At 66.6% G+C, this 13,594-nt stretch carries 12 protein-coding genes; 2 read left to right on the top strand and 10 right to left on the bottom strand.

Annotated features, from left to right (window positions below; translation table 11 throughout):
• Window positions 1-29 precede the first annotated feature (29 nt).
• From rlmN to U0023_RS09205, 3 genes are all read right to left on the bottom strand, one after another.
• Window positions 30-1,343, bottom strand: coding sequence for a 23S rRNA (adenine(2503)-C(2))-methyltransferase RlmN (gene rlmN, locus U0023_RS09195; RefSeq protein WP_009493698.1), 1,314 nt, complete (start codon window positions 1,341-1,343; stop codon window positions 30-32).
• Between the two features lie 140 nt (window positions 1,344-1,483).
• Window positions 1,484-2,179, bottom strand: a complete 696-nt coding sequence (locus U0023_RS09200; RefSeq protein ID WP_009493696.1) for a hypothetical protein — start codon at window positions 2,177-2,179, stop codon at window positions 1,484-1,486.
• A gap of 300 nt (window positions 2,180-2,479) precedes the next feature.
• A complete protein-coding gene (locus U0023_RS09205) occupies window positions 2,480-2,866 on the bottom strand; it encodes a YkvA family protein (protein ID WP_009493694.1) in 387 nt (128 codons plus the stop codon).
• Between the two features lie 81 nt (window positions 2,867-2,947).
• Here U0023_RS09205 and U0023_RS09210 point away from each other — a divergent pair, with 81 nt between their 5' ends.
• Entirely contained in the window at window positions 2,948-3,733 is a 786-nt protein-coding gene (locus U0023_RS09210; RefSeq protein WP_009493692.1) for an SDR family NAD(P)-dependent oxidoreductase, read from the top strand.
• A gap of 6 nt (window positions 3,734-3,739) precedes the next feature.
• On the opposite strand, the gene U0023_RS09215 is transcribed toward U0023_RS09210, so the two are convergent.
• The 7 genes from U0023_RS09215 to U0023_RS09245 form a co-directional block, all read right to left on the bottom strand.
• Window positions 3,740-4,144: a GFA family protein gene (locus tag U0023_RS09215; RefSeq protein WP_009493690.1), complete on the bottom strand. Its 405-nt coding sequence runs from the start codon at window positions 4,142-4,144 to the stop codon at window positions 3,740-3,742.
• A 3-nt stretch (window positions 4,145-4,147) separates the two neighbouring features.
• On the bottom strand, window positions 4,148-4,450 hold the full coding sequence (locus tag U0023_RS09220) for a 4a-hydroxytetrahydrobiopterin dehydratase (protein ID WP_009493688.1): 303 nt from the start codon (window positions 4,448-4,450) through the stop codon (window positions 4,148-4,150).
• Between the two features lie 65 nt (window positions 4,451-4,515).
• On the bottom strand, window positions 4,516-5,532 hold the full coding sequence (locus U0023_RS09225) for a YeiH family protein (protein WP_009493686.1): 1,017 nt from the start codon (window positions 5,530-5,532) through the stop codon (window positions 4,516-4,518).
• 283 nt (window positions 5,533-5,815) lie between these two features.
• A complete protein-coding gene (locus tag U0023_RS09230; protein ID WP_009493684.1) occupies window positions 5,816-6,406 on the bottom strand; it encodes a histidine phosphatase family protein in 591 nt (196 codons plus the stop codon).
• 36 nt (window positions 6,407-6,442) lie between these two features.
• A complete protein-coding gene (gene thpR, locus U0023_RS09235; RefSeq protein WP_009493682.1) occupies window positions 6,443-6,979 on the bottom strand; it encodes an RNA 2',3'-cyclic phosphodiesterase in 537 nt (178 codons plus the stop codon).
• A gap of 151 nt (window positions 6,980-7,130) precedes the next feature.
• Window positions 7,131-11,954: an NAD-glutamate dehydrogenase gene (locus U0023_RS09240; protein WP_009493680.1), complete on the bottom strand. Its 4,824-nt coding sequence runs from the start codon at window positions 11,952-11,954 to the stop codon at window positions 7,131-7,133.
• Between the two features lie 117 nt (window positions 11,955-12,071).
• Window positions 12,072-12,413, bottom strand: a complete 342-nt coding sequence (locus U0023_RS09245) for a winged helix-turn-helix transcriptional regulator (protein ID WP_009493677.1) — start codon at window positions 12,411-12,413, stop codon at window positions 12,072-12,074.
• A gap of 95 nt (window positions 12,414-12,508) precedes the next feature.
• Between U0023_RS09245 and U0023_RS09250 the strand changes: the two genes are divergently transcribed.
• Complete coding sequence (locus tag U0023_RS09250) at window positions 12,509-13,525, top strand: zinc-binding alcohol dehydrogenase family protein (RefSeq protein WP_009493675.1); 1,017 nt, start codon at window positions 12,509-12,511, stop codon at window positions 13,523-13,525.
• The last annotated feature ends 69 nt before the right edge of the window (window positions 13,526-13,594 follow it).

Raw genomic sequence — 13,594 nt, forward strand, 5'->3', positions numbered from 1 at the left:
AAAGATTGAGGGGCATGTAGACGAGGAGCCTATTCCCCGTTCCCCACCGCGTAGACGCCTTCGGCCCCGATGCCCTGTTCGGCCATCATGCGGGCGCGGGCGCGGAGTTTCTCGGTCTCGCTCTTGAGCTGGCCGCAGGCCGCGAGGATGTCGCGCCCGCGAGGGGTGCGGACCGGGGAGGCGTAGCCGGCCCGGTAGACGATCTCGGAGAAGCGCTCGATCCGCTCCCAGTCCGAGCACTCGTATTTCGAGCCGGGCCAGGGATTGAACGGGATCAGGTTGATCTTCGCCGGGATGCCTTTCAGCAGGCGCACGAGCTCGCGGGCATCGGCGTCCGAATCGTTCACGCCTTTCAGCATCACGTATTCGAACGTGATGCGGCGCGCGTTCGACAGGCCCGGATAGGCCCGGCAGGCGTCGAGCAGCTGCTTGATGTCGTATTTGCGGTTGATCGGCACCAGCTCGTCGCGCAGCTCGTCCCGCACCGCATGGAGCGAAATGGCCAGCATGGTGTTCGCTTCCGCGCCGAGACGCTCCATCTGCGGCACGACGCCGGAGGTGGAGACCGTGATGCGGCGGCGCGACAGGGTGAGGCCTTCGCCATCCGACATGACGTCGATGGCGGCGATCACGTCGCCGATGTTGTAGAGCGGCTCGCCCATGCCCATGAACACGATGTTGGACACGAAGCGTCCGCCGTCCGTGGGAACGAAGGCACCTTCCGGCGGCGTGGCGTCGGGCCAGTCGCCGATGGAATCGCGGGCCACGATAAGCTGCGCCACGATCTCGGCCGAGGTCAGGTTGCGCACGAGGCGCTGGGTGCCCGTATGGCAGAACGAGCAGGTCAGCGTGCAGCCGACCTGGCTCGACACGCAGAGCGTGCCCCGGTCGACTTCCGGAATGTACACGCACTCGATCTCGGCGCCCTTGTCGAGCGGGCCCGTCGAGGGCATGCGGATCAGCCACTTGCGGGTGCCGTCCTTCGAGACCTGCTCGGAGACCACCTGCGGGCGGGCGAGCGTATAGGCGGCCGCCAGCTTGGCGCGCAGCTCCTTGCCCACATTGGTCATCTCGGCGAAATCCCGGGCGCCCCGAAAATAGATCCAGTGCCAGAGCTGGGCGACGCGCATCTTGAGCTCGCGCTCGGGCACGCCGATGGCGCTGAGCGAATCCTTGAGCTGGTCGCGCGTCAAGCCGACGAGCGACGCGCCCCCGGGGGCGGCTCCGGCCGCCACGCTCAGCTCCGCGGTCTTTTCGATGAACCCGGCCGCGCGCGCGGCATCGCTCACGGCCACGGGGGCCGCATTGGGGTTGCGCTTGGCGATGTCGAGCACCGTCGCCATGGAAATCTCGTGCCTCGTTGTTGGGAGTCGGCGTGCCTTATAGCACGATTGCGCCGAAACCGTGAGCCTCAAAAGCAAATTCCGGGCGCGAGGCCCGGAACATGGTCATTCAGCTGTCTCTTTTCAACGGTCAGGGGCTTTTAGGACGCGCATTCCTTGCGGGCGTGCTCGAGGGCCTTGCTGAAGCCGTTCAGGGAATAGCGGTCGGTCAGGCTCGAGCCGCGGGCCGATTGCATCTTCACGGTCACGGTTCCGCTCCGTGCCATGGTGGCGATGGCCTGACCTTCCTCGGCGGGGTTCTTGAGCCAGGCATTGGACGCCTTGGTGATCAGGGCATAGGAGGCATTGCCCACGGCGGCCTCCGCCGAGCCGTTCTCCTTGGCCGCGAAGCCGAGCACCAGGGCGACCTCGTTCTTCACGTTCTCCGCCGGGCGGAAGGACACGAAGAGATAGGCCGGGTCGCGGTTCACGTTCTTCGGCAGCCGGTCCTTGGGCTGGCTGAGGGCATAGCAGATCTTGGAGCGCCCGGTCTGGGCCGTATAGACGCCCCAATCGCCATAGGACGTGAGGAGCGAGGCGCCGCCCGGGCCCGTGGCGGCCTGCGTGGCCTTCGCGGCGCCCGCACCTGCTGCGGCTCCGGCGGCCGCGGCCGCAGCGGGCTTCGCCGGGCTGGTCTTGGCCGCGGGGGCAGGCTTGGCGGCCGGCTTCGCGGGAGCCGGACGTGTCGATTGCTGCCCACGCTGGGGTTGTGCCAGTGCGGCAGGCCCTGTTCCGATGACGAACAAGGCGGAAAGGATGCCCGCGGCGATGCCGCGCTGGAAAGATGCAGTAATCATGGGCTGGACCATACAGGCGGATGGTTAAGAACTTTTCACCATCTCCGTTAAGGCTCGGCCAGGGGATTGGCGATGCGTCGAAACGTGGCGGTGGGACAAGAATGGCGCCCCGCCCGACCTGCGACCCAATAAAAAGGGTCGCCGGAGCGACCCTGAGTTGGACGAATAAGGCTTGTTCGTCTTTCAATTGCCAGGAGATGGAAAATGACTTCAACGCAACGGGATCTTTGTAAGGTAATTATAATAACATTGCAATAAGTCAATATTCTTTCTTTGGAATATGGTCCTATGAAGCGTAAGCTAAGCTTGGTCCGGAGTACCCGCGAGGGCCTCCCGCGCCTTTTCCCTGTGCTCTTCCGTAATGGAACCAGCCACTTGGGTGATCGCCGCGGCCAGAACAGCTGCGTCATCGGCGAAACCCAGCAGCGGAAGGAAGTCGGAGATCGCGTCGGCCGGGAAGACGAAATAGGCGATGGCTCCGAAGAGAATCAGCTTCACGCGGCGCGGGGTCGACGGGTCGGTGGCGCAGAAGAACGCCGCCACGAGGTCCTCGGCGAAGGGGATCTTGCCGGCAACCCGCTTCAGCTTGGCCCAGAATCGGCGCTTCAGGCCTTCCTCGTCCCGGGTCTCCTGGCGTATGGCCTCCATCTCGGCCTTGGTGAAAGGCTTCATGAAGGGTGCGCTCATAACCTGTGCTCCTTACAATCGTGTGCGTTCCCGTCGCGTCGAGGATAGCTTAAGACGTCTCCGGATACAGGGAGAAAAGCCATGAAGCTCGACAAATTGATGGCGGCCGTCGTGACCGGAGGTGCCTCCGGCCTCGGCGAGGCGACCGCGCGCATGCTGGCGGCCAGCGGCGCGAAGGTCGCCATCCTCGATATGAACGCCGAGCGCGGCGAGGAGGTTGCCCGCGAGATCGGCGCGGTGTTCTGCAGGGCCGACGTGACCGACGAGGCCTCCATCGATGCGGCGCTGGCCGCAGCCCGCGCGGCCAACGGCATCGAGCGCATTCTGGTCAATTGCGCGGGCATCGCGCCCGGGCGGCGCACGGTCACGAAGAAGCGCGAGACCGGCGAGCTGATTCCCCACGACGTGGCGAGCTTCCGCCGCGCGGTCGAGATCAACCTGATCGGCACCTATGCGATGATCGCCAAATGCGCCACGGCCATGGCCGGGCTCGACCCGGTCACTCCCGACGGCGGGCGCGGCGTCATCGTCAACACCTCGTCGGTGGCCGCCCAGGACGGCCAGATCGGGCAGGCCGCCTACGCGGCATCCAAGGGCGGCGTGCTCGGGCTGACGCTGCCCGTCGCCCGCGACCTGTCGGGCTTCGGCATCCGCGTGATGACGATCATGCCGGGCCTGTTCCACACGCCTCTCTTCGAGGGCATCGCGGAAGATTACCGCAAGGCGCTCGAGGCCAACGTGCCGTTCCCCTCCCGCCTCGGGCGGCCGGAGGAATATGCGACCCTGGTGAAGGCCATCATCGAGAACGACATGCTCAACGGCGAAGGCATCCGCCTCGACGGCGCCTTGCGCATGCAGCCGAAATAGCGGCGTTCAGGATTCGGCGCTCCGGTTCTCGGCAAAGCTCTCGAGATCCGGCGTGCGCAGCCAATGCTCCCGGCGCTTGGCCCAGGCCTCGTAGGTCGGCGTGAAGAGGTTCGGTTCGTCGAAGGCCCCGAGCCTGATCTCGATTTCGCTGTCGCAATCCCGGTCGAAGACCTGAGAGCCGCAGACGGGGCAGAAGCAGTCCTCGACGGCGGGCGTCGCGGACCAGCCCCGGAACTCGCCCGAGATCGTGACCTGATCGGCGGCGAAGATCACAAAGGCGCTGAAGGGGCTGCCGCTGATCTTGCGGCAGGTCATGCAATGGCACAGCCCCACGCGCTTCGGCTCGCCTCGCGCCGTGAAGGTCAGCTGGCCGCAGGCGCAGCCTCCCTGGCGGATGCGCATTTCGGTCATGGTCTATCCCTTCACCAGGCCGGCGGCCATCTGGTCCATGCGCTGCGCCAGTTCGATGTCACGGCGCGTCAGGCCCTTGGCGTCATGAGTGGCGAGCGTCACCTCCACCCGGTTGTAGGTGTTCGACCATTCCGGATGGTGGTTCATGGCCTCGGCCACGAGCGCCACGCGGGTCATCCAACCGAAGGCCGCGTTGAAATCGCCGAAGACGAAACGTTTGGTGATCGCGTCCCGGCCCTCCACGAGCGCCCATCCGTCAAGGGTGGGCAGGAGTTCGGAACGTTCCGAGTCGGTCAGGCGGGGCATGGGCATGCTTCATCGTAAGGAAAGGATCGCCTTATTGATGAAGCACGGCAGCGCGGTTTCAAGGGCTACAGGATCCCGAGCAGCCGGATGAGCCCCAGGCTGATCGCGATCAGCACCAGGAGCGAGAGCGTGACCGCCAGCGTCACCCGGGCGCCGACGGTCCGGAGCGCCTTGAGGTCGACGCCCAGGCCCAGCGCCGCCATGGAGATGACGGTGAGCAGCGTGGCCGTCGGCACGATGGCGCGCAGGATCGCATCGGGCACGAGGCCGATGGAGCGCAGCAAGGCGAGGCCGAGGAAACCGACGATGAACCAGGGCACGAGCCGGTTCCAAGCGAGGCTCGGTTTCGCATCCGCCGTGCCGCGTCCCGCCACGAGGGACAGGGCGATCACCACCGGCCCCAGCATCAGCACGCGCACGAGCTTCACCAGGGTCCCGAGCTGCGTGCTGACGAGGCCGAGCGGCACGGTCGCGGCCAGCACCTGAGGCACTGCATAGACGGTCAGGCCCGCAAGCACGCCGTATTGGGTCGCCGACAGGCCGAGCACGGGCACCAGCAGGGGCAGGGTGAGCACGACGATCACGCCGAGGACGGCCGTGAACGCGATGGAAGAGGCCACATCCTCCGGCTTGGCACCGATGACCGGCGCGACGGCGGCGATCGCCGAGTTGCCGCAGATGGAATTGCCGCAGGCGACCAGGATCGCCATGCGTCTCGGGAGCCCGAGCCAGCGCCCGAGCCCGTAGCTCGCCCCGATGGCGAGTGCCACCACGACGGCGATCCCGAGGATGAGTCCGAAACCCGCATCGAGCACGGCCTGGAAGCTGATCGATGCGCCGAGAAGCATCACGGCGAATTCAAGCAGGGTCTTGGCGGAAAAGCCGATGCCGGGCGCCCAGCGCTTGTCCGGCGTCCAGAAGGTTCTCACGACGGTGCCGATGAGGATCGCAATGACCAGGGCCTCGAGCCAGGGCCGCCCGGTCCAATGCTCCTCGATGGCTTGCAGGCCCATGGCCGCAAACGCGACGGCCGCGCACAGAACGACGCCGGGCGCGAGTTGGGCGATGCGGGGGTGGATCATGGAGACGCTTCAGTCCTGAGTTTCGCCCAGGGGCTAGTCCCAAGGGCGGCAGGATGCAAGCGGGAAACAAGGGAACGGCCATGCCTTGAGGTCTGGCCCACAAACCGCCGATGTCATGGCCGGGCTTGTCCCGGCCATCTCGACTGGAGGAGCGCAGCGCCTCACTCTATCGGGATCACCGGCACGAGACCGGTGATGACGTGCGAGGGACAGGCAGCGCATCGCCAGTCTTGCAGGAGGTTCCAACGAGAGCCGAAGGGTGCGCCGATTTCCAGTCGGACGCTCAGCCCCCGAACCCGTCCTCGATGGCGCGCCAGTCCTGGGTGAGCGTGAACGAATCGCGGTCGATGAGGATGAAGCAGCCGCCGCCCGGATGCTGCGGGCGGCTTTCCCGGCCGATTTCGACCTTCTGGAGATAAGCGGTCAGCAGGCACCCGACGGCCCCGTGGGAGACGACGACGATATCGTCGGCGGTCTCGTCCTCGCGCAGGATCCGGCGGATGGCGTTCACGATGCGGGTCTGCGCGTCGATGGCGCGCTCCCAGCCGCGGATGCTCTCGTACGGGCGGCCGAAGAACTCGCGCACCACGTCCCAGAACTCGGGCGGCGCGATGTAGCCCGTGGCGGAACGGTCGTTCTCGCCCAGGTCTTCATCCGTTTCATAGGAGAGGCCGAGGGCCTCCGCCACGATGGCGGCTCCGTCCATGGCCTTCCGCTCGGTGCTGGAATAGACGGCGGACACGTCCCGGTCCGCGAGCATTTCCGCGAAACGCTCCATGCGGGCGCGGCCGGTGGCGTTCAGGGGCCATTCGGGAATGGGTCGGGCGGGGTCGATGACCACGTCGGGGTGCGTGATGAAGATGAGCGAAGCCATGGGCGAGACGTAACGAAATCCGCCGCCGTCGTCGAGCTAGCTTAAGGGATAGGCCGCCTCGACGATGTAGGGGCCGCCGCCGACGGAGTTCCGGGACGAGTACAGGACGAAGCGGTCGGCCGTGAAGGTCAGCTTCGGAAAATGGCCCCGGGTGGCGATGTAGTCCGCCACATCGACGGGGGACACATTGCGAAGCCGCGCCAGGGTCACGTGCGGGGTGAACCGGCGCGTCTCCGGGGCTAAGCCGACCTGGCGCACGAGGCGTTCCTGCTCCGCCTGCAGCTCGTTCAAGTCGCCGTTGCCGACAACGCGGGCGAAGACCGCGCGGGGCTTCCCGCCGCCGAAGGTGTCGAGCCCGTCGATGGTGATGATGAGCGGAGCGCGCTGGCGCCGTTCGCCGAGGATCGACGTGACGTCGTCCGCCATGCGCTCGTCGATGTCGCCGATGAACCGCAAGGTCAGGTGATAGTTCTCGGGATCGACCCAGCGTGCGCCAGGAAGGCCGCCGCGAAAGCTCGAAAGGGCCAAGCCGATCTCGGCCGGGATCTCGATGCCGGTGAACAGGCGGGGCATGCGACACCTCCCGGGCTGCTGCTGTGATTGAGACGACTGGTGAGGAGGTTTGTTCCGCGTGGAACCAAGCCCCGACGTCATCACCGGCCTCGTGCCGGTGATGACGTCGGAAGGGCTAACCCAGCTTCACCGCTCTCGCCTTCCTATCGGCTCAGCTCATCCGCGCCAGATCGCCGAGGAGGCTTGCCGCGACGGTGATCTTCGACAGGCTCAGGCCCGACGAGACGATGCCGTCGACCGCATTGCGGATGCGGTTGACGTCGGCGCCGCGCTTGTCGCTCCAGGCCTGCACGGCCTCGGCGCCGGACAGGTTTTGCGACGCGACCTCCGCCGTCAGCCCGCGATGGGCGTAGGCGATGCTGTCGATGGCGCGGTCGAGGGCCAGCCGGTCGAAATAATCGCTGACGGTGATCTCCTGCGCCGCCCCGATGAGCGCCCCGAGGCGGAACGACGCTTCGAGGGCGAAGTGGGTGCAGGCGATGTCGCTGACGGGCTTCCCGGTCTTCTGCGCGGTCTGCACGATATCGGGCGCGGCGACGAGGTCGGGAAGCGCGGCGATGCGCCGTGCCAGCTCCTCCGGCGTGCCCGCATCCACCAGAGCCCTGGTGCGCGCATTCCACGCCTCCTGGGCCTCGGGCGACAGCGTGTCGGTGAGGCTGCGCTCCACCTCGGCGATTCCGGTCCGGTAGGTACCGATGATCTCGTCGAGGGAATGGTTCACGAAATCCACGTTGCGGATGAACCAGACGATCCGGTTCATCAGCAAATCCTGGAGCTCGCCGTAGAGATGCAGCTGCATCTTGCCGGGCACGATCCCGTCGAGCGCGTCGATGGCGACGTTCATCTCGGTGAGGCCGAAGGAATCGCGCGTGGCCGCGTAGGCCGCCGCGATGGTCGGCGCGTCCGCGCCGGTCTGGTCCACGAGGCGGGCCACGATGGTCGGCCCGCCGCGGTTGATGATGGCGTTGGCGAGCTGCGTCGCGATGATCTCGCGGCGCAGGCGGTGGGTCGCGATCGCATCCGGGAAGCGCTCGCGCATTTCGGCCGGGAAGTAGCGGTCGAGCTCCTTGCCGAGATAGGGATCGTCGGGCACGGCGCTTTCCAGCAGTTCGTCGTGCAGCGCCAGCTTGGCATAGGCGAGCAGCACGGCGAGTTCCGGACGGGTGAGGGCCTCGCCCCGGCGGGCACGCTCCGTCAGGTTGTTGTCGTCGGGCAGATACTCGACCGTCCGGTTGAGGCGCCCTTGAGCCTCCAGCATGTGCATGAGCCGGCGCGCGAAGCCGAGATCGGCGGCGCCGCGCTGCTCGGAGAGCGAGAGCGCCAGGGTCTGGAGGTAGTTGTTGCGCAGCACGAGAGCCGCGACGTCATCGGTCATGTCCGCCAGGAGCTCGTTGCGTTGCTCCTGCGTCAGGCGTCCGTCGCGCTCCGGCGTCGTCAGCGCGATCTTGATGTTCACCTCCACGTCGGAGGTGTTGACGCCCGCCGAATTGTCGATGGCGTCCGTGTTGAGGCGAACGCCGCTCTGCGCCGCCTCGATGCGCCCGCGCTGCGTGACGCCGAGATTGGCGCCCTCGCCGATCACCTTGGCGCGCACCTCCGGGCCGGTGATGCGGATCGCGTCGTTGGCGCGGTCGCCCACCTGCTCGTCCGTCTCGATGGACGAGCGGATATAGGTTCCGATGCCGCCGAACCAGAGCAGGTCGACACGGGCCTTGAGGATCGCGTTCATCACCTCGGCCGGCGTCGCCTGCGGCTTGTCGATGTCGAGGAGCGTGCGGATCTCGTCCGAGAGCGGAATCGACTTCGCATTGCGCGGGAACACGCCGCCGCCTTTGGAGATCAGCGCCTTGTCGTAATCCTGCCAGCTCGACCGGGGCAGGTTGAACAGCCGCTCGCGCTCCACATACGAGGCTTCCGGATCCGGGTCCGGATCGATGAAGATGTCGCGGTGGTCGAAGGCCGCCACGAGCTTGAGCGCCCGCGACAGCAGCATGCCGTTGCCGAACACGTCGCCCGACATGTCGCCCACGCCCGCCACCGTCACCGGCGTCGCCTGGATGTCGATGTCCATCTCGCGGAAGTGGCGCTTCACCGCTTCCCAGGCGCCGCGGGCCGTGATGCCCATCTTCTTGTGGTCGTAGCCCTGGCTGCCGCCGGACGCGAAGGCGTCGCCGAGCCAATGGCCCTTCTCGATGGAGAGCGCATTGGCGATGTCCGAGAAGGTGGCCGTGCCCTTGTCGGCTGCGACCACGAGGTAAGGGTCGTCGCCGTCGTGCCGCACCGTGTCCGCCGGGGGCACGATGCTGTCGCCGACGATGTTGTCGGTGAGCTGCAGCAGGGTCCGCACGAAGATGCGGTAGCTCTCGGTGCCTTCCGCCAGCCAGGCCTGCCGGTCGCTCATTGGCGGAAGGTGCTTGGGCACGAAGCCGCCCTTGGCGCCCACCGGCACGATGACGGCGTTCTTGACTTGCTGGGCCTTGACGAGGCCCAGCACTTCCGTGCGGAAGTCCTGCGGACGGTCGGACCAGCGCAGGCCGCCGCGCGCCACCTTGCCGAAGCGCAGATGCACGCCCTCGACCCGCGGCGAATAGACGAAGATCTCGTAGAGCGGCTTCGGCAGGGCCAGGCCTTCCACCCGGGCGCATTCGAACTTGAACGCGATGGTCTGGCGCGGCAGGCCGTTCTCTTCGAGCTGGAAGAAATTGGTGCGGATCGCGGCTTCGATCAGGTTGACGAAACGGCGCAGAATCCGGTCGTCGTCGAGGCTCGTGACCTCTTTCAGCTGGTTCTCGATGCGCTCGCGGATGGCCGCTTCGGCGGCTGCGCGTCCGTCGTCCTTGCGGGGATCGAAGCGGGCGTAGAACAGCTTGACGAGATCGGCCGTGATCGTGCCGTGGCGTGCGAGCGTCTCGGCGATGTAATCCTGCGCGTAGGTCACCTGGATCTGGCGGAGGTACCGGCCGAAGGCCCGCACCATGGCGACGTCGCGCCAGCCGAGGCCCGCTTCCAGGACGAGGCGGTTGTAGCCGTCCGATTCCGCGAGCCCTCGGAAGAGCGCGAGCAGCGCCGCTTCGACGAGGGCCTGGATCTCGTCGATCTCGATCGTGCCGCCCGAGGCGCGCTCCAGGGTCATGTCATGGAGCCACACCCGGTCCGTGGCGCTGAAGGCGACCCGGTAGGTTCGCTCGTTGACGACGCGGAAGCCGAGATTTTCCAGAAGCGGCACGCGTTCCGACAGGGGCAGCGACATGTTGAGCGAGAACAGCTTCAGGTTCACGCGGGTTTCGTCGTCCGCTTCGCGGCGATAGAGGTCGACGGCGCGGGGCCGGGCCGCCGAGAGCTGTTCCAGGAGAGCGATGTCGGCAATGGCCTGCTCGGCCCCGAAGGCCTCGCGATAGGCCGCGCTGAAGGCTTCGCCGTAGCGCGACGCCAGGGCCCTGGCGCGGGCGCCGCCGACGCTGGCGTCGAGCGCATCGCGCAGCGCGTCGCTCCAGGTGCGCACGATGGCGGAAATGCCCTTTTCCAGAGCCTCGCGCGGCACGTCCGGGGTCTCGCCCTCGTCGCGCCCGATGATGTAATGGGTGCGGGCGAGCGGGCCCTCCGGGTAGTCCGGATAGGAGGCGGAGACGCGGCCGCCATAGATGCTGGCCAGGAATTGGCCGATGCGCTGGCGCGCCTGGGTGTCGTAGCGGTCCTTGGGCACGAAGACCAGCACCGAGACGAAGCGGTCGAACTCGTCCACGCGGGCGAGGGCCCTGACCCGCGGACGCTCCGACAGGTTCATGATCTCGATAGCGAAGTGGTAGAGCGTGTCCTCGTCGATCTGGAACAGCTCGTCGCGCGGATAGCTTTCGAGCACGTTGAGGAGCGCACGGCCCGCATAGCTCGCCGGGTCGAAGCCCGCGCGGCCGACGATCTTTTCCACCTTGTGGCGCAGGTAGGGCACCTCGCCGGTGGTGTTGGTGTAGGCGCTCGCGGTGAACAGGCCCACGATGCGCAGCTCGCCGCGCAGATGGCCGCTGTCGTCGAACAGCTTGACGCCGATATAATCCAGATGCGCCCGGCGGTGGACGCGCGATTTCACGTTCGCCTTGGTGATGATGAGCGCCTTGGGACGCGCCAGGAAGGCGCGGATTTCCGGCGTCATCGCGACCAGTTCGCGGCCCCGGCGCAGCACGCGCACGGAAGGGTCGCGCAGGAGGCCCAGGCCCGAGCCTTCGACGGGATTGGCCGCCGTGTCGCCGGACGGCAGCCGGTATTCGCGCAAGCCCAGGAACGTGAAGTTGTCCCGCGAGATCCAGTCGAGGAACGCGATGGCTTCCTTCACCTCGTCTTCCGGCAGCGGGGGAGGATTGAGGCGGTAATCGTGGACGATCTCGGCAATCCGGGAGCGCATGCCCGGCCAGTCGTGGACCGCCACGGAAACGTCCCGGTGAACGAGGCGCATGGCCTCGATCAGGCGGGTGCGGGTCTCGGGATCGTCGAGGCGCGGCAGGTGGATATGGATGAAGCTTTCGCGCTTCACGCCGAGCCGCAGGGCGGCCGTGGCCTCGCCCACGAGGCGCACGAGGGCACCGCCCGCATCCCGTTCCACGGCCAGGATCGGGTGGGCGACGAGCAGCGGCTCGTAGCCTTCGTCCACGACCTCGGAGAGGGTCGAATCGAGCAGGAAGGGCATGTTGTCGTTGACGATTTCCAGCACCGTCACGTCCTGGCGCCGGCCCTCGCGTTCGATCTCGAAGTCGAAGAGGCGGATATCGGCCCCGTCGCCGGTGCGGGAGGCCTTGAGATGCTCGAAGGCTTCCGCCGCCAGATCCGCCAGGGTCTTCGGCGAATAGGGCGCGAGATCCTCGGACGGGACGCGCCCGTACAGGTCGCGCACGAAGGTGGGTGGAATGGCCTTATGGCCCTTTTCCAGCACGGCGACGGCTTCCGCCGTCAACTCGCTTCCGCTGGTGGGGGTTTCCAGCTTCATGCGCGCATCCTCTCACATGTCTAGTTGCGGGAGCGTTGCCACAGTGCGGCAGGTTGCGCAACAAGAGCATAAGGTTCTGAACAAAGTAGGGTAAAGTTGTTGCATCGCACAGCCAATTTACGCTGCTTTCGCCTCCTCCGACGACAGATTCGCGTCCCCCCATTCCTTCATGGCCATCAGCACCGGCTCGAGCGACCGTCCGCGCGTCGAGAGCGTGTACTCGACTCGGGGCGGCACCTGGGCATAGACGGTCCGCACGATGAGGCCGTCGGCCTCCAGCTCGCGCAACTGGTGGGTGAGCATCCGCTGCGTGATGGACGGGATGAGCCGGCGCAATTCGTTGAAGCGCAAGGTCCCGCGCAGGAGCTTGTAGAGCACGATGATCTTCCACTTGCCGTCGATCAGGCTCATCGTCCTCTCGACGGAGCAGCCCTGCATTCTTGGCGCCTTCTGCGGCATCACGGTATCCTTTTCGACACTATGGGCTGTTTTTGTGCGTTCTTGCGGCTTTCGACACTATGCCCAACTATGCTTCCGTCAACAGGAGACATGCCATGCGCGCCGTCGGTTACCAGCAATCCCTTGCCATCGATCAGGACGCTTCCCTCGTCGACGTCGACCTGCCCCGTCCCGAACCCGGCCCGCGTGACCTGCTCGTCGAGATCAAGGCGGTGTCCCTGAACCCGGTCGACACGAAGGTCCGCATGCGGGCGCAACCCGAGCCGGGCGGCTGGAAGGTTCTTGGCTTCGATGCGGCCGGGATCGTTCGTGGGACGGGACGGGACGTTTCCCTGTTCAAGGAAGGCGACGAGGTGTTCTACGCCGGCGCCATCACGCGGCAGGGCACCAATGCGGAATTCCACGTGGTGGACGAACGGCTCGTCGGCGCGAAGCCGAAATCCATCGGCTTCGAGGAGGCCGCCGCCCTGCCGCTGACCACGCTGACCGCCTGGGAGACCCTGTTCGACCGGCTGGAGGTCCGGCGTCCGGTGAAGGGCGCCGCCAACGCCATCCTGATCGTGGGCGCCGCAGGCGGCGTCGGCTCCATCGCGGTCCAGCTCGCGCGCAAGCTCACGGATCTCACCGTGATCGCCACCGCGTCGCGGCCGGACACGCAGGCATGGGTCACGGAGCTCGGCGCTCATCATGTGATCGATCACGGCAAGCCGCTCGCCGCGCAGGTGGAGGCCTTGGGCATCGGCGCGCCGGCCTTCGCGTTCTCGATCACCCACACGGAGAACCATTTCGCCGAGATCGCGAAAGCCCTTGCGCCGCAGGGCCGTTTCGCCCTCATCGACGATCCGAAGACGCTCCTCGACATCAGCCTCATGAAGGGCAAGAGCGTGTCGATTCACTGGGAATCCATGTTCACCCGCTCGACCTTCCAGACCGCCGACATGGAGCGGCAGCACGAGATCCTGAACGAAGCATCCCGCCTCGTGGATGCGGGCACGATCAGGACCACGCTGGCCGAGGTCGTCGGGCCGATCGACGCCGCCAATCTCAAGCGCGCGCATTCCCTCGTCGAGAGCAACCGCACGCGGGGCAAGCTCGTCCTGTCGGGATTTTGAGTGCGTTCCAACTCTCACACGTCGTCACCGGGCTTGTCCCGGTGATCTCGCGTTAACCAAAAAAAGAGG

The organism is Microvirga lotononidis (genome assembly GCF_034627025.1).
Lineage (GTDB): Bacteria > Pseudomonadota > Alphaproteobacteria > Rhizobiales > Beijerinckiaceae > Microvirga > Microvirga lotononidis.

Bases quoted from the DNA above. Each gene is read 5' to 3' on its own strand.
- U0023_RS09250 (WP_009493675.1), top strand. From the start codon at position 12,509: ATGCGCGCCGTCGGTTACCAGCAATCCCTTGCCATCGATCAGGACGCT.
- U0023_RS09245 (WP_009493677.1), bottom strand. From the start codon at position 12,413: ATGCCGCAGAAGGCGCCAAGAATGCAGGGCTGCTCCGTCGAGAGGACG.
- thpR (WP_009493682.1), bottom strand. From the start codon at position 6,979: ATGCCCCGCCTGTTCACCGGCATCGAGATCCCGGCCGAGATCGGCTTG.
- U0023_RS09200 (WP_009493696.1), bottom strand. From the start codon at position 2,179: ATGATTACTGCATCTTTCCAGCGCGGCATCGCCGCGGGCATCCTTTCC.
- rlmN (WP_009493698.1), bottom strand. From the start codon at position 1,343: ATGGCGACGGTGCTCGACATCGCCAAGCGCAACCCCAATGCGGCCCCC.
- U0023_RS09230 (WP_009493684.1), bottom strand. From the start codon at position 6,406: ATGGCTTCGCTCATCTTCATCACGCACCCCGACGTGGTCATCGACCCC.
- U0023_RS09225 (WP_009493686.1), bottom strand. From the start codon at position 5,532: ATGATCCACCCCCGCATCGCCCAACTCGCGCCCGGCGTCGTTCTGTGC.
- U0023_RS09210 (WP_009493692.1), top strand. From the start codon at position 2,948: ATGAAGCTCGACAAATTGATGGCGGCCGTCGTGACCGGAGGTGCCTCC.
- U0023_RS09215 (WP_009493690.1), bottom strand. From the start codon at position 4,144: ATGACCGAAATGCGCATCCGCCAGGGAGGCTGCGCCTGCGGCCAGCTG.
- U0023_RS09240 (WP_009493680.1), bottom strand. From the start codon at position 11,954: ATGAAGCTGGAAACCCCCACCAGCGGAAGCGAGTTGACGGCGGAAGCC.
- U0023_RS09220 (WP_009493688.1), bottom strand. From the start codon at position 4,450: ATGCCCCGCCTGACCGACTCGGAACGTTCCGAACTCCTGCCCACCCTT.
- U0023_RS09205 (WP_009493694.1), bottom strand. From the start codon at position 2,866: ATGAGCGCACCCTTCATGAAGCCTTTCACCAAGGCCGAGATGGAGGCC.